The following is a 19798-nucleotide window of genomic DNA, read 5'->3' as shown; positions in this document are numbered from 1 at the left end:
CAGCGAATGCGCTCAGAACGGATGAGTACTACTACTCGTCCAGGCCATGTTCGATCGCGTAGCGCGCCAACTCCACCCGGTTGCCGATCTGCAGCTTGCGGAATGTCGCCTGCACGTGGTTCTCCACGGTGCGGTGGCTCAACGACAGCCGCGACGCGATCTGTTTGGCCGTCAGTCCTTTGGCGACGTGGCGAAGAATCTCGGTCTCCCGCTCGGTCAGCGTCGGGCCCTGTGAACCGGCGGGAGCATCGCGCTCGATGCGGCGGAACTCTCCCAGCACCAGACCGGCCAGGCCGGGCGTGAAGACGGCTCGGCCCTGCGCGGTCGCCCGCACGGCATCTCCCAGTTCTTGTTTCGACGCACTCTTCACCAGATATCCGGTGGCGCCGGCCTTGACCGCTTCCAGCACGTCGTCGCGTTCGTCGGACGCCGACAGGACCAGGATGCGCGACGCCGGGGACACCGCGAGCACCTCGGCGGTCGCCTGCGCGCCGTCACCGTCACCCAGCCGCATGTCCATCAGCACCACGTCGGGTTTGACCACCGCCGCACGCCGCTTGGCCGAGGCGACCCCGTCGGCGGTGGCGACCACGTCGAAGCCGTCGCCGGCGAGGTCGCGCGCCACCGCGTCGCGCCAGATCGGATGGTCGTCGACGACCATCACCGAGGTACGGTCAGCTCCCATTCCGTCCCCATTCCCGGCCCGGTGTTGAGCTCAGCCCGGCCACCCAGCCAATTCATCCGTCCGACAATCGACTTCGCCACACCGACACGACCCTCCCGCACCGCCGTCTCCAGCCGCCCGTCGGGAATGCCGACCCCGTCGTCACGCACGCTCACGGTCACGGAGCCACCGAGATCCTCCAGCAGAACATACGCGCGGGCGTCCGGTCCGGCGTGCGCCTCCACGTTGTCGAGGGCGTTGGTCACGGCCGCGAACAATTCTTCCGCGACGGCCGCGGGCAGCGCGACCGGCTCGGCAGGCACGCTGACCGATACGCGGTCGGAGGCTCGGCGCCGCAACATCGCACCGATGTCCGACGTCGCGCCGTCGCGCGGCGCCGCACCGGTGGCGCTGACCAGACGGCGCAGCGCCCGCTCCTGCTCCCCCGCCAGCTCGGCGAGTTGCGCGGTGTCGCCGCCGATCTCGCGCCCGCGGCGGGCCACCAGGGCCAGCACCTGGATCGCACCGTCGTGCACCTGACGCGAGAGCCGCTCGCGCTCCTCCAGCGATGCCGACAGTCGCGTGGCGCGCTCGAGCTCAGCGTGGGCGCGGCGCGCGGTCTGGGCGGCCATACCGACTGCGAGACCGACGGCGAGCTCGATGACGACGGTGGCGTTGCGGCCGAGGTCGATACTGACGTACCCCTTGAGTACCGCACTGGCGGCGACGATGACGAGCCCGGCGAGCATTCCTGTGATGGGTCCGGACAAGATCGCCGCCGAGATGGTGGCGTTGGTCGCCCACAACGTGGTGGGCCAGGACTGGTTGTCCAGAGCCCACTGGTCGGAGGCGACGAGCTCCGTCGACAGCATCAGGGCCACGACGATGACGATCTCGGCCAGCACCCAGCCGGGCCGGCGCCCGAACCCCTGCAGGTACGCGACCGCGCACGCCGCGCTCCACACGATCAGCACCGCGAACAGCAGCCAGCCGGCCAGCGGGGACTCCAGATCCGGGTTGATCGCCAGATGGAATCCGAAGGCGTAGACGCAGCTGAGCAGACGGAACACCTGAGCGGCCCGCCACAGCGGCGCGACCGGATCAGCTGTCACATCACCTTGGAGAGAAACGCTTTGGTCCGTTCGTGTTGCGGGTTCGCCATGATCTCGCGGGGGTTGCCTCGCTCGACCACGACGCCACCGTCCATGAACACCAGCTCGTCGGCGACTTCGCGGGCAAACCCCATCTCGTGGGTGACGACCACCATCGTCATACCTTGCGAGGCAAGCTTTTTCATGACGGCGAGGACTTCACCCACGAGTTCGGGGTCCAGCGCCGAGGTCGGCTCGTCGAACAGCATCAGCTTCGGCTCCATTGCCAGCGCGCGGGCGATCGCGACGCGTTGTTGCTGACCGCCGGACAGCTGTGCGGGATAGGCCTCGGCTTTGTCCGCCAACCCGACCTGAGCGAGGAGGTCCTTGCCCCGCTGGATCGCCTCTTCCCTCTTGATGCCCTTCACCTGAACCGGGGCCTCGATGACATTGCCCAACGCGGTGCGGTGTGGGAACAGATTGAAGTGCTGGAACACCATGCCGACATCGCGGCGCTGCCTGGCGACGTCGCGCGGCTTCATCTCGTGCAGCTTGCCGCCGCGTTCGTGGTAACCGACCAGGGCGCCGTCGACGTAAAGCCTTCCGGCGCTGACGGTCTCGAGATGGTTGATGCAGCGAAGGAACGTCGACTTGCCGGAACCGGATGGCCCGACCAGGACCAGAACCTGGCCCTTCTTCACTTCGAGCGTGATGCCCTTGAGCACCTTCAGCGCACCGAAGTCCTTGCAGACCAGTTCCGCTTTGACCATCGGGTGGTCGGCGGAGTCGGTCACCGTCATATCAGTCCTCTCACCCTGCCGCGGGCTGCTGCGCCAGCGCCAGCGCTTCGAGCTGCTTCGAGGTCAGCTTGCGCGACGCGCCCCGCGAGAAGTACCGCTCCAGGTAGAACTGCCCGACCATCAGGATGCTGGTGATGATCAGGTACCAGGTCGCCGCGACGAGGAGCAGGGGCACAGGTTCGAAGATACGTGCCGCGATCTCACGGGTCGCGATGCTGTAGAGGTCGAACGCGTACGGCACCGCGGTCACCAGCGAGGTGGTTTTCAGCAGGCTGATGACCTCGTTGCCGGTGGGCGGGATGATGACGCGCATCGCCTGCGGCAGCACCGTGCGTCGCATTGCCTTGCCCCACGACATGCCGAGTGCGGTCGAGGCTTCCAGCTGCCCTTCGGGAACCGAGGTGATGCCGGCGCGCACGATCTCGGCCATGTAGGCCGCCTCGTTGAGCGCCAGCCCGATGACCGCGAGCGCGAACGGGAACGACAGATCCTGAAGATCGAGTTGCAGCAGCGACGGTCCGAACGGCACGCCCAGCTGCACGTTCTGGTAGACCGTGGGCATCAACCCCCAGAACGCCAGCTGCACGTATACGGGTGTGCCACGAAAGATCCAGAGGAACACCCACGCGACCGCGGACAGCACGGGGTTGTCCGACAACCGCATCACGGTGAGCAGCACCCCGAGGATGATGCCGATGACCATCGAGTAGACGGTCAACTGCAGAGTGTTGAACACCCCCAGCAGGATTCGCTCGTTGAAGAGGTACTCGGCGAACGTGGACCACCCGTAGGCGGGGTTGGTGGCCGCCCCGTAGAGGAACAGCCCGACAAGGATGATGATGGCGGCCGCCGCCACCCACCGCCACGGATGGCGCAGCGGGACGGCGTTGATGGCCTGCGGCGAGGTGGACTGTGGCGGCGAACCGGCATCGCTCATCGCTGTCAGGAAATCGCGCCGTTGATCACCGGCTTGTCGATCATGCCTTCTTCAAGGCCCCAGTTCGCGGCGATCTCCTCGTACTTGCCCGTCTCGATGAGGTGCTCGAGAGCCTGCAGCAGTGACTGCGCCAGGGGCGAGCCCTTCTCCACCGGCCACCCGTAGGGTGCGGCGTCGAACGTCTCGCCGGCCTGCTCGAGCTTGCCGTTGGTCTGCTTGATCGCATACAGCGTGACCGGCGAATCCGCGGACATCGCATCGGCCTGGCCGAGGACCACCGCGTTGGTGGCGGCGTCCTGGCCGTCGAAGGGGACGATCTCGATGGCCGGTTTACCCTCGTCCGTGCATTTCTTGCTGCGGGCGGGAAGCTCGTCGGTCTCCTGGTAGGTCGTCGCCTGCACGGCGACCTTCTTGCCGCAGGCGTCCTCGGGATTGATGTTGCCTCCTGCGGGCTGAGCCCACAGCGTGCCTGCCGAGAAGTAGGTGACGAAGTCGACCTGCTGCTCGCGTTCCTTGGTGTCGGTGAACGACGACATGCCGACGTTGAACGTGCCGCCCTGAATCGACGGGATGATCTTCGCGAAGTCGGCCTCGCGGTACTCGGGGGTCAGTCCGAGCGTCCCGGCGACTGCATTCATCAGATCGACGTCGAAGCCGACGATCTTGCCTTCGGGGTCTTTGAACTCGTTCGGCGCATACGGGATGTTCACGCCGATGACGAGCGTGCCGGTGGACTTGATGGCCTCCGGAACGGTGTTCGCGATCGCGTCGACCTTCTCCGCGGGCGCTGCCGCGGTCGGGGATCCCTCTTCGCTCGGCGCTTCCGAGCTGCTCGAACAGCCGGACAGCGCCACGGCGCCGGTCGCGGCGAACACCGCTACCATGCGCCAGACCTTCGTCCGACGGTCTTGGATTCCACCCAACACTGCTGTGCCTCTACTTTCTTCTCGGGTCGTCCGCGCTTCCGGCTGAGTTCCCCAAACCGGGTATCCCAGCCAGGAACGTTAACGACCGATGATCCGGCGCGCAGCGCCGGTAACGAGACATTAACGACACGATTGAGACACCACAGCCGTACTGCGAAATCGGCCGGGGCGTGTCGCGTCTATGTCAGACTTCGCGCATGGAAACCGCTGCTCCCCCAACCATGTTGCAGCATCTCTGGAAGTCAGCACTGCTGTCCGGGATACTCGCGATCATTCTGGGTGCGATGGTGTGGTTCTGGCCCGCCATCAGCATCTTCGTCGCGGCGATCTTCTTCGCCGCATACCTGTTGATCACCGGCATCTCGCAGGTGATCTTCGCATTCGCCCTTCACGTCTCGGCGGGCGGGCGGGTGCTGCTGTTCCTCAGCGGCGCCGCGGCGCTCATTCTGGCCGTAATGTGCTTCCGCAATTTCGGAAATGCCATTCTTCTGCTGGCCATTTGGGTCGGAATCGGCTTCATTTTCCGCGGTGTCGCAACGGCTGTTTCAGCCATCAGCGATCCGACCCTGCCCGGACGCGCGTGGGAGATCTTCATCGGCGTGATCAGCCTGATCGCCGGTGTCATCATGCTGGCCTCGCCGTTCGACTCGATCGAGACGCTGACGATGGTCGTCGGAATCTGGCTGATCGTGCTCGGTGTCTTCGAAGTCATCTCTGCGTTCGGCATCCGTTCGGCGAGCAGGGACCTCGGACACCCAGCGCAGCCGGCCAGGGAGGAAGTCACGGCGCCGGCGCCCGAATGAGGGTCCAAAGTCCCTAGCGCTGCACGCCGAGAAAGCTACTACACTCTGTCGTAGATGCGGGGTAGATCGCTCCGCCAACGCCTGGGAGTGACGCATGGACGCACTTGATGTGTCGCGGTGGCAGTTCGGTATCACCACCGTCTACCACTTCATCTTCGTCCCGTTGACCATCGGACTGGCCCCGCTGATCGCCGTCATGCAGACGATCTGGCACGTCACCGGCAACACTTCCTGGTATCGGCTGACGAAGTTCTTCGGCAAGCTGTTTCTGATCAACTTCGCGATCGGCGTCGCGACCGGCATCGTCCAGGAGTTCCAGTTCGGGATGAACTGGAGCGAGTACTCGAAGTTCGTCGGCGACATCTTCGGCGCACCCCTGGCGTTCGAGGGCCTGGTCGCGTTCTTCTTCGAATCCACGTTCATCGGGCTGTGGATCTTCGGCTGGAGCCGCCTGCCCCGTGCGGTGCACCTGGCGTGCATCTGGATCGTCGCGTTCGGCGTGAACGCTTCGGCCTACTTCATCATCGCCGCCAACTCGTTCATGCAGCACCCGGTCGGAGCCAGGTACAACCCGGAGACCGGCCGCGCCGAACTCGTGGATTTCGGCGCTCTACTGACGAACAACACCGCGGTCTGGGCGTTTTTCCATGCGATCACCGGAGCACTGTTGACCGCGGGGGCCTTCGTGGCCGGTATCTCGGCCTGGTTGATGGTGCGGGAACGCCGCCGCAATGCCACCGACGCCGCGCCGCCCGACGCAACGTCGATGTTCCGGCCCGCCGCGATCTTGGGCAGCCTCGTCGCGCTCGCCGCCGCGGCCGGCCTGTTCTTCACCGGCGACATCCAGGGCAAGCTGATGTTCGTCCAGCAACCGATGAAGATGGCATCGGCAGAATCGTTGTGCCACACCGAAACCGATCCGGACTTCTCGATCCTGACGGTCGGCACGCACAACAACTGCGACAGCGTCACCCATCTCATCGAGGTGCCCTACGTGCTGCCGTTCCTCGCCGAGAGCAGGTTCAGCGGCGTCACGCTGCAAGGCGTCCAGGATCTCCAGCAGGAGTACGAAGCGAAGTTCGGTCCCGGCGATTACCGGCCGAACCTGTTCGTCACCTACTGGGCGTTCCGCGCGATGATCGGATTACTGCTCGTCCCGGTGGCTTTCGCGCTCGTGACGCTGTGGTTGACCCGGCGGGGTCGCATTCCCCACCCCCGGTGGTACGGGCTGGCGGGCGTCCTGGCGATCCCGGCGCCGTTCCTCGCGAACTCCGCGGGCTGGATCTTCACCGAGATGGGCAGGCAGCCGTGGGTGGTCGTGCCCAATCCGACCGGGGACCCGATGGTGCGAATGACGGTGCAGGAGGGCGTATCCCACCATGCGGCAGGCACGGTGATGTTCTCGCTGGCAGTGTTCACCCTGCTGTACGGCGCGCTCGCGGTCGTGTGGTTCTACCTGATGCGGCGCTACGTCCTCGAGGGCCCACAGGAGCACGACTCCGAACCCGCACCGCCCGCGCCGCCCGACAAGGACGACGTCGCCCCGCTGTCGTTCGCGTACTAGGAGATCGCCATGGCACTCCAGGAACTCTGGTTTCTCCTGATCGCCGTGTTGTTCCTCGGCTTCCTCATTCTGGAGGGGTTCGACTTCGGCGTCGGCATGCTGATGGCGCCGATGGGCTCACTGGGGCCCGGTGACCCCGACAACCGGCGCCGGGCGGTGCTCAACACCATCGGCCCGGTATGGGACGCCAACGAGGTGTGGCTGATCACCGCGGGCGCCGCCATGTTCGCGGCATTTCCGAACTGGTACGCCACGTTGTTCTCAGCGCTGTATCTGCCCCTGCTGGCAATCCTTTTCGGAATGATCCTGCGCATCGTCGGCATCGAGTGGCGCGGCAAGATCAACGACCCCCAGTGGCGCCGCTGGGCAGACATCGGCATCGCGCTGGGGTCCTGGCTTCCGGCGATCCTGTGGGGCGTGGCTTTCGCAATCCTGCTGCGGGGTCTGCCGATCGACGCCGAAGGCATCGCACGTCCGGGTATCGGCGACATTCTGAGCCCATACACCCTGCTCGGCGGGTTGGCGACGGCCTCGCTGTTCCTGTTCTACGGCTCCGTGTATCTGGCGCTCAAGACTTCCGGTGCGCTGCACGCAGATTCATTCCGTGTCGGGCGGCTCCTCTCGGTCCCGGTGATCGTGCTGGCAGGCGGATTCGGCCTGTGGACCCAGCTCGCGTACGGCCAGACGTGGACGTGGTCGGCACTCGGGCTGGCGGTCGTGGCGCTGCTGCTCGCGGTCGGTCTGATGTGGCGCAAGACTCGCGAGGGCATCGCGTTCGTGTCGATGATCGTCGTCGTCGCGGCCGTGGCAGTGCTGATCTTCGGGTCGATGTATCCGAACCTGCTGCCCTCGACCACGAATCCCGAGTGGAGCGTCACGATCTACAACGGGTCGTCCACGCCGTACACCCTCAAGATCATGACGTGGGCATCGTTGGCGTTGCTTCCGCTGGTGCTCTGCTACCAGGCGTGGTCGTACTGGGTGTTCCGCAAGCGGGTGAGCGCCGACGCCATCCCCACCTCGATCGGTTTGTCGAGGCGAGTGTCCTGACCGAGAGCACGCGCGCCCCGATCGATCCGCGGCTGTGGCGGGTCTCGGTGGCGATGCGCCGGTTCCTGGTCGCCACCACGGCCTGCGGTGTCCTGATCGCGACGTGCACCATCGCGTCGGCGGTGGTGCTGGCCTCCGTCGTCGCACGCGTCATCACCGACCCGGCATCCCGCAGCGTCGACGCTCTCACCCCACCTCTGCTGATCCTGCTGGCGCTGTGGACAATCCGCACCGTGGTGCACTGGAAGCAGGGCACCCTTGCGCAACGGGGCGCCAGCGCGGTCATCGCCGACCTCACCGACCAGGTGCTCACGACCGCAACGTCGCTTCCGCCCCGTGAACTCCTCACGCAACGCGACGACGCCGCCGTCGTCGTCACGCGAGGCCTCGACGGACTGCGGGTGTACTTCACCACCTATCTGCCGTCGCTGAGTCTGGCCGCGATCCTGACCCCGGCAACAGCTGTCGTGATCGCCTGGTACGACTGGCGATCCGCCGTCATCGTCGCTATCGCACTACCGCTGATCCCGATTTTCATGATTCTGATCGGGATGGCGACCGCCGAGCGGTCCGCCGCGGCCCTGGCGGCGATGGCCACATTGCAGTCCCGATTACTCGACCTGGTGGCAGGCCTGCCGACCCTGCGCGCTCTCGGCCGCACCGACGGTGCTGCCACCCGCATCGCCGAACTCGGTGCAGCGCATCGCCGTTCGGCGATGGCGACGATGCGCATCGCATTCCTGTCCGCACTCGTGCTGGAACTGCTGGCCACCCTCGGGGTGGCGCTCGTGGCCGTCGGTGTCGGGATGCGGCTCGTCTACGGAGACATGACGTTGACCGCCGGGTTGACCGCCCTGCTTCTTGCTCCCGAGGTGTTCTGGCCGCTGCGGCGAGTCGGGGCCGCGTTCCACTCAGCTCAAGACGGAAAGACCGCGGTGCAGGCCGCATTCCGCTTCATCGACACACAGAAGCCTGCCCCGGGGGGAAGCCTTCCGGTGCCGGAAGGTCCGGTCACCGTCTGCGTCACCGACCCCCCACTGACGGCCTCACCCGGCCACGTCACGGTCCTCACCGGGCCCAACGGCATCGGCAAGTCCACCCTGCTGCAGTCGATACTGGGGCTTGATTCCTCGGGTGCGGACAACGTGGTGGTCAACGGCGTCGGCGTGGCAGACCTGGACCGCACGCAGTGGTGGGCCAAGGTCGCCTGGTTGGCACAGCGGCCGGTGCTGATCCCCGGCACCGTTCAGGAGAACCTCGAACTGTTCGGACCGCTCCCCGATCTCGAAGCCGCCTGCCGCGCCGCCTGTTTCGACGCCGTGCTGGCCACGCTGCCAGACGGCCTGCAGACCACGATCGGTCGCGGTGGCGTGGGCCTGTCACTGGGGCAGCGGCAACGGCTCGGCCTGGCCCGTGTGCTCGGCTCCCCCGCGTCTCTGCTGCTGTTCGACGAGCCCACTGCCCATCTCGACGGGCCCACCGAGGCGAGGGTTCTCGAAGCGATCGCCCGGCGCGCCGACGCCGGAGCCACCGTGCTCGTCGTCGGCCACCGCGATCCTGTGCTGTCGATCGGCGATGCTGTCGTCGATATGCGAGGTGTCCGTGTCGCGTCGTGACCCGCTCGTGCTCGCCTGGTCGCTGCTGCGGCCCAGGATTTCGCGTGTCGCACTCGCCGTCACGTTCGGGGCGCTGTCGCTCGGTAGCGCGTTCGCCCTCACCGCGGTCTCAGCATGGCTGATCACCCGCGCATGGGAGATGCCACCGGTGCTGACCTTGACCGTCGCCGCCGTCACGGTGCGCGCCCTCGGAATTTCACGTGGACTGCTCGGCTATTGCGAACGGCTCGCGTCACACGACACGGCGTTGCGCGCGGCGGGTTCCGCCCGGGAACGACTCTTCACCCGGTTGGCCACCGGACCGGAAGAAGCCGTGATGCGGCGCAGCAGCGGCGATCTCGTGGCCCGCGTGGGCAGCGGCGTCGACGAAGTCGCCGACGTTCTCGTTCGTGCCGTGGTGCCGATCGGTGTCGCCGCCGTCCTCGGCGTGGCCGCGGTCGCGACGATCGCCTTCATCTCACCCGCCGCGGCGACGGTACTGGCACTGTGCATGCTGGTCGCCGGCGTTGCCGCCCCCGTGGTGGCGGCCAGAGCGGCGGTGGCCGCTGAAACGGTTGCCGTAGAGCATCATTCGCGTCGCGACGCCGCCGCACTGCTCGCCCTCGAGCACGCACCTGAGCTTCGTGTGAGCGGGCGACTTGCCGGCCTCATCGTCGCCGCAGGCGATGAGCAACGTCGCTGGGGCCGCGCGATCGACCGGGCCGCAGCGCCCGCCGCGGTGGCAGCGGCTGCGCCCACCGCGGCGATCGGGGTGAGCCTGATCGGCGCAGTGCTGGCCGGAATCGCGCTGTCCGACAGCGTTGCTCCGACCACCGTCGCCATCCTGATGCTGGTGCCGCTCGCCGCTTTCGAAGCCACCGCCGCACTGCCGGGTGCCGCGATCGCGCTCACCAGGGGCCGCATCGCCGCGCAGCGGCTGCTGAGCCTGACCGACCCGGTAGACGACGACCGCAGGCCCGCCGTCACGCCGTTGAATCTGCAACCCGGCGACCGCGTCGCGGTCGTCGGACCGTCCGGCTGCGGCAAGACGACGCTGCTCATGCAGACCCCGGGAGTCTTCTTCGCCGAAGACGCCCACCTGTTCTCCACCACGGTCCGCGACAACCTGCTCGTGGCCCGGGGCGACGCCGCGGACGACGAACTCGTGGACGCGCTGCGGCGCGCAGGCCTGGGCGAATGGCTCGACCAACTGCCCGACGGATTGTCGACGGTGCTCGCCGGCGGGGACGCAGCGGTGTCGGCGGGGCAGCGACGGCGGCTTCTGCTGGCCCGGGCGTTGACCTCGACCGCCCAGACGGTGCTTCTCGACGAACCAACCGAGCACCTCGATGCGTCGGATGCCGACGACATCATGGTCGAACTGCTGACGCCCGGTGCGTTGTTCGGAACGGAACGAACTGTCGTCGTTGCGACTCATCATCCGCCGGAAAACGTGTCTGTGACGGTAATCTCACCCGCATGAGCGAACCGCCGCCTCCTCCCCCTGGCACCTACCCGGGCGGCTATCCGCCGCCGCCCTATGGCGGTTACCCGCCTCCCGTCCCTGCTGCCCCGAAGAACGGGCTGGGGACGGCTTCGCTTGTCGTGGCGATCATCTCGTTGTTCACACTGTTCGGCGGCGTGGTCCTCGGCATCGTCGCGGTCGTCCTCGGCTTCTTGGGGCGGGGCCGCGTCAAGCGCGGTGAGGCCACCAACGGCGGCGTCGCGATGGCCGGCATCATTCTCGGTTTCCTGAGCATCATCGTGGCGATCGCGGCGTTCGTCATCGTCGGCGTCTTCGGTGTGGCGCTGTTCAAGGAAGTCGGCGGCACCGACTACATCGACTGCGTCAACAACGCCGGTTCCGACCAGGCCGCCGTGGAGCAGTGCGCCCAGGAGTTCACCCAGCGGGTGGAAGACGAGTTCTCGATCACGGTCACGCCGACGCCGTAGGAACCGTCACGGGAAGTGCTTGACGATCCCCTCTTGCACGACCGTGGCCAACGGCCGGCCCGAGCGGTCGAAGAAGTGGCCGGTGCCGAGGCCGCGCGAGTCGGCGGCGACCGGTGAGGTCGTCGAGTAGAGCACCCAGTCGTCGAACCTGATCGGACGGTGGAACCACACCGTGTGATTGGTGGTGACCGCGAAGATGCGGTCGTGCCCCCAGGACAGACCGTGGGTGGTGATGATCGAGTCCAGAATTGTCGTGTCCGAGGAGTAGACCAGTGCGGCGGCGTGCAGCACCGGATCCTCCGGCATGACGCCCTGGGCCGTCATCCACACCCGGTTGTGCGGAAGCGAACCGCCCTTGTCGCGCATGATCCACGCCGGATCGTTGGTGTAGCGCCACTCGATGGGGCGCAGCGCGTTGACGAAGAGCGGAACGATCTCCTCATAGCCGCGCAACAGATGGTCGATCGGCGGTACGGCCTCCGGGTCGTCGATCACGGGCGGTTCGATGCCGTGTTCGAGTCCGTCGCCACCGGTCAGGTACGAGACCAGCGCGGTGGTCAGGAGCTGACCGTTCTGCACGACGTCGACCCGGCGATTGGCGAACCGGCGTTCGTCACGCAGCCGCACCACGTGGAACTCCAGATCCTGCGCCGGGTCGCCGCCTGCGATGAAGTGCACCGACAGCGCGCTCGGGGCGGTGGGGTACTTCAGGCTGCGGCTGGCCGCGACGAACGCCTGCGCCATCATCTGCCCGCCGAAGGTGCGGATCGGGTTCTTGCTGGGATGAACGCCGCGGAACGTGTCGTCGTCGAGACGTTCCAGGTGCAGGATCGCCAGGAGCTCGTCGAAGTCTGCGTGCCCTGGCAACTGCGGCCCTCCTAGACGTCGTCCTCCCCGATGCGGTGGACATGGATCAGATTCGTCGACCCTACTGTGCCCGGAGGGGCACCGGCGACGATGACCACCAGGTCGCCGCGCTTGTAGCGGCCGAGCTCCAGCATCGACTTGTCGACCTGACGGATCATGCCGTCCGTCGTTTCGATGTGGGGAACGATGAACGTCTCGGTACCCCAGGTCAGCGCCAACTGGCTGCGGACCTCGGGCAGCGACGTGAACGCCAGCACCGGCAGCGGGGTGTGGAGGCGGGCCAGACGGCGGACGGTGTCGCCGGATTGGGTGAACGCCACCAGCGCCTTGGCGTCGAGGCGCTCGCCGATGTCGCGGGCCGCGTACGAGATGACACCGCGCTTCGTCCGCGGCGTGTGGGTCAGCGGCGGTGCGGCGACCGAGTTGTCCTCGACCGCGCTCACGATGCGGGCCATGGTGCGCACCGTCTCGAACGGGAACTTGCCGACCGAGGTCTCCCCCGACAGCATCACCGCATCGGCGCCGTCGAGCACCGCGTTGGCGACGTCGGAGGCCTCGGCCCGAGTCGGGCGCGAGTTCTCGATCATCGACTCCAGCATCTGGGTCGCGACGATGACGGGTTTAGCGTTCTCCCTTGCCATTTGGATTGCACGCTTCTGCACCAGCGGCACCTCTTCGAGCGGCAGCTCGACGCCGAGATCCCCACGGGCGACCATGATCGCGTCGAAGGCCAGCACGATGGCCTCCAAGTTGTCGATCGCCTCCGGCTTCTCCAGCTTCGCGATGACGGGCACGCGGCGCCCCACCCGGTCCATCACCTCGTGGACCAGCTCGACATCGGCGGGCGAGCGCACGAACGAGAGCGCGACCAGGTCCACGCCGAGGCGCAGCGCGAACTCGAGATCCTCGATGTCCTTTTCCGAGAGCGCCGGTGCGGAGACGTTCATACCCGGCAGCGACATGCCCTTGTTGTTGCTGACCTTGCCGCCCTCGGTGACCGAGCAGACCACGTCGTTGCCGTCGATGTGCTCCACCACGAGGCCGACGTTTCCGTCGTCGACGAGCACGCGGTCACCGGGCTTGGCGTCCTGCGCCAGCCGCTTGTACGTGGTCGACACCCTGTCGTGGGTGCCTTCGCAGTCCTCGACGGTGATCCGCACCGTTTCCCCGTTGGCCCATTCGGTGGGACCGTCGGCGAAGCGACCCAGCCGGATCTTCGGTCCCTGCAGGTCAGCGAGGATTCCGACGGCTCTGCCCGTCGCGTCGGACGCGGAGCGGACGCGTTTGTAGTTCGCTTCGTGGTCGGGGTAGTCCCCGTGGCTGAAGTTGAGCCGGGCGACGTCCATTCCGGATTCGACCAGCTGCTTGACAGCACTGTCCGATGCGGTTGCGGGGCCAAGCGTACAGACGATTTTTCCGCGTCTAGTCACGACTCCTGAGCATAGTCGTTAATCGATTCAGATGACGGCCAGCGGTAGGGCCCCGGGCCGTACCGGGGCGGGTAGATCCGATTCGCCCATCAGATAGACGTCCACGGCATGTGCAGCGCTGCGGCCCTCTGCGATCGCCCACACGATCAGCGAGGCGCCCCGGTGTGCGTCTCCACACACGAAGACCCCGGGCGCGTCGGTCTGCCAGTCCGAGCCGCACGACAGCGTCCCGCGGCGGCTCAGGGTCAGGCCCAGCTTGTCCAGCAGAGCCATATGCTCCACGCCCTCGAAGCCGATAGCGAGCAGGGCCAGCTCGCAGGGGATCTCAAGCGACTGACCCACCGGCACGATGCGTCTGCGGCCGGAGTCGTCGCGTTCGACCTGGACCTCGGCGATCTCCATCGCCCGCAGGTTGCCGTTCTCGTCGCCCAGGAAGCGCTGCACGGCGACCTCGTACCGGCGGTCGCCACCCTCGGCGTGCGCCGGCGAGAGCCGTGTGCGCAACACGATCGGCCACATCGGCCACGGCGAGCGTGAGTCGTCACGGTATTCGGGGGGCTCGGGGTTGTAGTCCAATTGGGTCACCGAGGCGGCCCCCTGCCGGTGTGCGGTGCCGAGGCAGTCAGCGCCGGTGTCGCCGCCGCCGATGATGACGACGTGCTTGCCCGCTGCCGAGATCTCGCTGGCTCCGTCGCCTTCGCATTCCTTGTTGGCGGGCACCAGGTGCTCCATCGCCAGATGCACGCCGTCGAGGTCTCGGCCGGGCACGTCGTTGTCACGCGCCCGCAGCGCGCCGACCGCCAGCACGACCGCGTCGTGCTGGGCACGCAGCTGCTCGACGGGCAGATCGACGCCCACCTCGGTCTCGGTGACGAAACGCGTTCCCTCCGCGCGCATCTGGGCTAGGCGCTGGTTCAGGTACGACTTCTCCAGCTTGTACTCGGGTATGCCGTAGCGCATCAATCCGCCGATGCGGTCGTCGCGCTCGTAGACCGTCACGTCGTGGCCGGCCCGCGTGAGTTGTTGCGCCGCCGCAAGTCCCGCCGGGCCAGATCCCACGACAGCGACCCGCTTCCCCGTGGAGATCGCAGCGGGCTGAGGTTCCACGATGCCGTCCATCCAGGCCTGGTCGGCGATGGTCTGTTCGATGCGTTTGATCGTGACGCTGCCACCGGTGTGGTCCTCGGCGATGGACAGCACGCAGGCAGCTTCACACGGGGCGGGACAGAGCCTGCCGGTGAACTCGGGAAAGTTGTTCGTCGCATGCAGCCGGTCGCTGGCGGCATCCCACCGTCCGCGCCGCACCAGGTCATTCCATTCGGGGATCAGGTTTCCCAGCGGGCAGCCCGCACTCCCGGAGTGGCAGAACGGGATTCCGCAGTCCATGCAGCGCCGCGCCTGCTGCGATACCTCGCCGGCCCGCTGGTGGGGATCCTGGCGCTCGTACACCTCGCGCCAGTCACCGACCCTCTCGTCGACGGGCCGCTTGGTGGCCTCGACCTTGGCCACTTCGAGAAATCCGTGCGGGTCAGCCACGGCTTGCCTCCATGATCGCTGAATCGACGTCCCGGCCTTCGGCCTTGGCCATTCGGGTGGCCTGCAGCACGCGCTGGTAGTCGCGCGGCATGACCTTGGTGAACTGCGCGCTGCGCCGCGGCCAATCCGACAACACCGACGTCGCGACCATGCTGCCGGTGTAGCGAGCGTGCTGGGCGACGACGTCGCGCAGCCACAGCAGGTCCTCAGGGTCGAGACGCTGCAGCTCCACCATGTCGGTGTTCACCCGTTGTGGGTTGAGGCCGAGCACGAACGCGATACCCCCCGACATACCGGCGGCCATGTTGCGGCCGACTTTGCCGAGCACCACGACCCGGCCGCCTGTCATGTACTCGCACGCGTGATCTCCGACGCCCTCGACCACGGTCAGCGCACCGGAGTTGCGCGCGGCGAACCGCTCCCCCACGCGGCCGCGCAGATACAGCTCACCGGAGGTGGCGCCGAACAGCAGGGTGTTGCCTGCGATGACGTTGTCCTCGGGAAGGAACAACACGTCGTCCTGCGGCTTGACGATGATCTTGCCGCCCGAAAGCCCCTTTCCCACATAGTCGTTGGCGTCTCCTATGAGCTCCAGTGTGATGCCGGGCGGCAGAAACGCGCCGATCGACTGCCCCGCGGATCCGGTCAGGGTGACGTGGACGGTGTCCTCCGGCAGGCCCTGTGCGCCGTAGCGGCGGGTGACCTCGCTTCCCAGCAGCGTGCCGACCGTGCGGTTGACGTTGCGCACGGGCAGCTCGAGACGGACAGGGTGGGCGTCTTCGAGGGCGCCTTCGGCGAGCTGGATCAGGGTTCGGTCCAGGGCCTGCTCAAGCCCGTGATCCTGCTCCCGGACCCGGACGCGCTGCGTGTTGACCGTCGGCACTGCGAAAATCGGGCTCAGATCGAGGCCCTTGCTCTTCCAGTGTGCGACCCCACTCGCCGTGTCGAGGACGTCGGCATGGCCGACTGCCTCATCGATACTGCGGAACCCCAACTCGGCCAGATACTTCCGGATGTCCTCGGCGATGAAGTGGAAGAAGTTCTCGATGAACTCCGGCTTGCCGTTGAACCGTGCCCGCAGTTCCGGGTTCTGGGTCGCTACGCCCACCGGGCAGGTGTCGAGGTGGCAGACACGCATCATGATGCAGCCCGCCACGACCAGCGGCGCAGTGGCGAAACCGTATTCCTCGGCGCCGAGCAGCATCGCGACCATGACGTCGCGTGCAGTCCGCATGCCGCCGTCGCACTGGACGGTGATGCGATCGCGTAACCCATTGAGCACGAGGGTCTGCTGGGTGTCGGCCAGACCGATCTCCCACGGCGCCCCTGCGTGTTTGAGGCTGGTCAGCGGCGCAGCCCCGGTGCCACCGTCATAGCCGGAGATCAGCACGACGTCGGCGTGGGCCTTCGAGACACCCGCGGCCACCGTGCCGACGCCGACCGAGCTGACGAGCTTGACGTGGATGCGTGCATCGGCGTTGGCGTTCTTCAGGTCGTGGATCAGCTGGGCGAGATCCTCGATCGAGTAGATGTCGTGGTGTGGCGGCGGTGAGATCAATCCGACACCCGGGGTGGAGTGCCGGGTCTTGGCAATGTTGGGGTACACCTTGTAGCCCGGGAGTTGGCCGCCCTCACCGGGTTTGGCGCCCTGGGCCATCTTGATCTGGATGTCGCTGGCGTTGACGAGATAGTCGCTGGTGACACCGAAGCGCCCGGATGCAACCTGTTTGACGGCGCTGCGGCGCTTCGAGTCGTAGAGCCGGTCGGTGTCTTCACCACCTTCGCCGCTGTTGGATCGCCCGCCGAGGTTGTTCATGGCGACCGCCATCGTCTCGTGGGCCTCGGCGGAGATGGAGCCGTAGCTCATCGCGCCGGTGTTGAACCTCTTGACGATCTCGCTGGCCGGTTCGACCTCGTCGAGCGGCACCGGCGGCCGCAGGTCCGTCCTGAACTCGAACAGGCCCCGCAACGCGCCACCCTCACGCGACAGCCGGTTGACCTCTTCGGAGTATTGCTCGAAAACCTGGTAGCGCCCGGTTCGGGTCGAATGCTGCAGCAGGAAAACGACTTCCGGTGTGAACAGGTGCAACTCGCCTTCGCGACGGAACGCATATTCGCCGCCGACCTCGAGGCGGCGGTGCACCCGCTCGGTCGGGTTCTCAGGATAGGCCCGCCGGTGCCGCAGCTTGACCTCCTCGGCGATGACGTCGAGGCCGATACCGCCGAGTTGGGTCGGTGTTCCGGTGAAGTACTCGTCGATGACGTCCCTGTCGATGCCGACAGCCTCGAACGCCTGCGCGGCCGTATAGGACGCGACGGTGGAAATGCCCATCTTGCTCATCACCTTCATGACGCCCTTGCCGAGCGCCTTGAGGTAATTACGCACCGCCGCAGCGGGTTCGACGCCGGTCAGTTCCCCTTCACGAATCAGGTCCTCGATGGACTCGAAGGCCAGATACGGGTTGACCGCGGCGGCACCAAAACCGATCAGCATCGCGATGTGGTGCACTTCGCGGGCATCGCCGGATTCGACGACAAGCGCGACCGTGGTGCGTTCCTTCGTACGTACCAGATGGTGGTGGACGGCCGAAACGGCGAGCAGGGACGGAATCGGCGCCTTGGTGTGGTCGGAGTCGCGGTCTGAGATGACAAGTGTCCGAGCGCCTTTGGCGATCGCTTCGCAGGCGCGCAGGCGGAGATCCTCCAGCGCGTCGGCGAGCCCTTCACCGCCGCGCTCGACGTCGTAGAGGGCTCTGAGCACAGCGGTGCGCAGGCCCGGGTGCTCGCCGTCGTCGTTGATGTGGACGATCTTGCCGAGCTCGTCGTTGTCGAGCACCGGCCACGTGAGCTTGATCTGGCGGCACGACGCGGCACCGGGTTCCAGCAGGTTCTGTTCGGGCCCCATGATGCGCGCCATCGACGTGACGACCTCTTCGCGGATGGCGTCGAGCGGAGGGTTGGTCACCTGCGCGAACAGTTCGACGAAATAGTCGTAGAGCAGCTTGGAGCGTTGGGACAGAACAGCAGCCGGGGTGTCGGTACCCATCGACCCCAGGGGTTCGGCACCCGATGCCGCCATCGGCGTGAGCAGGATGCGCAAATCCTCCTCGGTGTAGCCGAAGCTCACCTGGCGGCGCACGACCGACTCATGGTTGGGCTGGATGTGGGCCCGGTCGGGCAGTGTCTTGAGCTCGAGCTGCCCGGCGTGCAGCCATTCGCCATATGCCTCGGCGCCGGCCAGGTCTTCTTTGATCTCGTCGTCGGAGATGATTCGCCCTGCGGCGGTGTCGACGAGCAGCATCTTGCCGGGTTGCAACCGGCCCTTGGCCACGACCTCCGACGAGGGCACGTCCAGGACACCGCTTTCACTGGCGAGGATGATGCGATCGTCGATGGTGCGCCACCAGCGGCCCGGCCGTAAACCGTTGCGGTCCAGCACCGCTCCGACGAGAGTGCCGTCGGTGAAGGTGACGCAGGCCGGCCCGTCCCAGGGCTCCATGAGGGAGGCGTGGAACTGCCAGAAGGCCCGCTCGGCGGGCTCCATGGTGCTGTTGTTCTCCCAGGCCTCGGGAATCATCATCAGCACGGCGTGGGGCAGGCTGCGGCCGCCGAGGTGAAGCAGTTCGAGGACCTCGTCGAAGGACGCCGAGTCGGACGCCTCCGGTGTGCAGATCGGCGACAGCCGGCTCAGGTCTCCGGGGATCTTGCTACTGGCGAGCATGGCCTCGCGCGCGTGCATGCGGTTGCGATTGCCACGCACGGTGTTGATCTCGCCGTTGTGGGCGACGAAGCGGAACGGATGGGCCAGAGGCCACGACGGGAACGTGTTGGTGGAGAAACGGCTGTGCACGATGGCGATGGCGCTGATACAGCGTTCGTCACGCAGATCCGGAAAGTATTGCGGCAGTTGCATCGTCGTCAGCATGCCCTTGTAAACCATGGTGCGGCTGGACAGCGACGGGAAGTAGACGCCGGTACGTTCGGCACGCTTGCGCATGGGGTAGACGCGACGGTCCAGATCGATTCCGCCGAGGCGGTTTCCGTTGCGTTCGGGGGCGGCGACGAACACCTGAGACATGTAGGGCATGCATCCGAGCGCAGTCTGGCCGACCTCCGCGCCGGCGGGGTCGACCGGAACCTCGCGCCAGCCAAGGATCTCCAGCCCTTCTTCGGCGGCAATGGTTTCCACAGTCGCCTGTGCACCCGCTCGCCGGCGAGGATCCTGGGGCAGATAGCAGATGCCCGCGGCGAAAGTACTGCTTCCATCGCCGGTGGGTTCGGGCAGGTCGAAGTCGACGACGCTACGAAGGAGATCGACCGGGAGCTGAATCAGGATGCCCGCCCCGTCACCGCTGTTGGGCTCGGCCCCGGCAGCACCGCGGTGTTCGAGGTGCTCGAGCGCGATAAGGCCGTCGGTGACGATCGAGTGCGAACGCCTACCCTTGATGTCGGCGACCATCGCGACGCCGCACGAATCGGCCTCATTGGCCGGGTCGTAGAGACCTTGGGGTTCGGGCAGCGCCGAAAACAGCATGGGCATGGGCCTCCGCAGTCCTGGAAATGGTCTTCAGGGACTGCAGCG

Annotated in this window: 15 protein-coding genes; 6 read left to right on the top strand and 9 right to left on the bottom strand. The window is 66.7% G+C overall.

All coding sequences use genetic code 11. From position 1 onward, the window contains the following. Positions 1-31: 31 nt before the first annotated feature. The 5 genes from ACAG24_RS18610 to ACAG24_RS18590 are packed head-to-tail and all read right to left on the bottom strand — an operon-like array spanning position 32 to position 4376. A complete protein-coding gene (locus tag ACAG24_RS18610) occupies positions 32-685 on the bottom strand; it encodes a response regulator (RefSeq protein WP_370474151.1) in 654 nt (217 codons plus the stop codon). Next, positions 661-1776: a MacS family sensor histidine kinase gene (gene macS / locus ACAG24_RS18605; RefSeq protein WP_370474150.1), complete on the bottom strand. Its 1116-nt coding sequence runs from the start codon at positions 1774-1776 to the stop codon at positions 661-663. The genes ACAG24_RS18610 and macS overlap by 25 nt, the downstream gene beginning before the upstream one ends. After that, entirely contained in the window at positions 1773-2525 is a 753-nt protein-coding gene (locus ACAG24_RS18600) for an amino acid ABC transporter ATP-binding protein (protein ID WP_370474195.1), read from the bottom strand. Before ACAG24_RS18600 ends, macS begins: the two co-directional genes overlap by 4 nt. 40 nt (positions 2526-2565) lie before the next feature. Further along, positions 2566-3492 (bottom strand): amino acid ABC transporter permease, encoded by a 927-nt coding sequence (locus ACAG24_RS18595; RefSeq protein WP_370474149.1) that lies wholly within the window; start codon positions 3490-3492, stop codon positions 2566-2568. Between the two features lie 5 nt (positions 3493-3497). Beyond that, entirely contained in the window at positions 3498-4376 is an 879-nt protein-coding gene (locus tag ACAG24_RS18590) for an ABC transporter substrate-binding protein (protein ID WP_370474148.1), read from the bottom strand. A gap of 239 nt (positions 4377-4615) precedes the next feature. On the opposite strand from ACAG24_RS18590, the gene ACAG24_RS18585 reads away from it, so the two are divergent. From ACAG24_RS18585 to ACAG24_RS18560, 6 genes are all read left to right on the top strand, one after another. Beyond that, a complete protein-coding gene (locus ACAG24_RS18585; protein ID WP_370474147.1) occupies positions 4616-5221 on the top strand; it encodes an HdeD family acid-resistance protein in 606 nt (201 codons plus the stop codon). Between the two features lie 94 nt (positions 5222-5315). Next, positions 5316-6785, top strand: a complete 1470-nt coding sequence (locus ACAG24_RS18580; protein ID WP_370474146.1) for a cytochrome ubiquinol oxidase subunit I — start codon at positions 5316-5318, stop codon at positions 6783-6785. Between the two features lie 9 nt (positions 6786-6794). After that, entirely contained in the window at positions 6795-7835 is a 1041-nt protein-coding gene (gene cydB / locus ACAG24_RS18575) for a cytochrome d ubiquinol oxidase subunit II (RefSeq protein ID WP_370474145.1), read from the top strand. 53 nt (positions 7836-7888) lie between these two features. Beyond that, on the top strand, positions 7889-9451 hold the full coding sequence (gene cydD, locus ACAG24_RS18570) for a thiol reductant ABC exporter subunit CydD (RefSeq protein ID WP_370474193.1): 1563 nt from the start codon (positions 7889-7891) through the stop codon (positions 9449-9451). Beyond that, positions 9438-10913, top strand: coding sequence for an ATP-binding cassette domain-containing protein (locus ACAG24_RS18565; protein WP_370474144.1), 1476 nt, complete (start codon positions 9438-9440; stop codon positions 10911-10913). Before cydD ends, ACAG24_RS18565 begins: the two co-directional genes overlap by 14 nt. Then, complete coding sequence (locus ACAG24_RS18560) at positions 10910-11383, top strand: DUF4190 domain-containing protein (RefSeq protein ID WP_370474143.1); 474 nt, start codon at positions 10910-10912, stop codon at positions 11381-11383. The genes ACAG24_RS18565 and ACAG24_RS18560 overlap by 4 nt, the downstream gene beginning before the upstream one ends. A gap of 6 nt (positions 11384-11389) precedes the next feature. Here ACAG24_RS18560 and ACAG24_RS18555 read toward each other — a convergent pair whose 3' ends face one another. Genes ACAG24_RS18555 through gltB form a run of 4 tightly spaced genes read right to left on the bottom strand, consistent with a single transcriptional unit; the run spans position 11390 to position 19750 of the window. Next, complete coding sequence (locus tag ACAG24_RS18555) at positions 11390-12250, bottom strand: acyl-CoA thioesterase II (RefSeq protein WP_370474142.1); 861 nt, start codon at positions 12248-12250, stop codon at positions 11390-11392. An 11-nt stretch (positions 12251-12261) separates the two neighbouring features. Then, entirely contained in the window at positions 12262-13680 is a 1419-nt protein-coding gene (gene pyk, locus ACAG24_RS18550; protein WP_370474141.1) for a pyruvate kinase, read from the bottom strand. A 27-nt stretch (positions 13681-13707) separates the two neighbouring features. Continuing rightward, positions 13708-15216 carry a glutamate synthase subunit beta gene (locus ACAG24_RS18545; protein WP_370474140.1) on the bottom strand — a complete coding sequence of 503 codons (1509 nt, stop codon included), beginning with the start codon at positions 15214-15216 and terminating at the stop codon, positions 13708-13710. Further along, positions 15209-19750 (bottom strand): glutamate synthase large subunit, encoded by a 4542-nt coding sequence (gltB, locus tag ACAG24_RS18540; protein ID WP_370474192.1) that lies wholly within the window; start codon positions 19748-19750, stop codon positions 15209-15211. Before gltB ends, ACAG24_RS18545 begins: the two co-directional genes overlap by 8 nt. Positions 19751-19798: the final 48 nt, after the last annotated feature.

This window comes from Mycobacterium bulgaricum (assembly GCF_041287165.2).
Lineage (GTDB): Bacteria > Actinomycetota > Actinomycetes > Mycobacteriales > Mycobacteriaceae > Mycobacterium > Mycobacterium bulgaricum.
The sequence above is the reverse complement of the archived record's forward strand: the minus strand, read 5'-3'. Positions and strand labels throughout refer to the sequence as shown.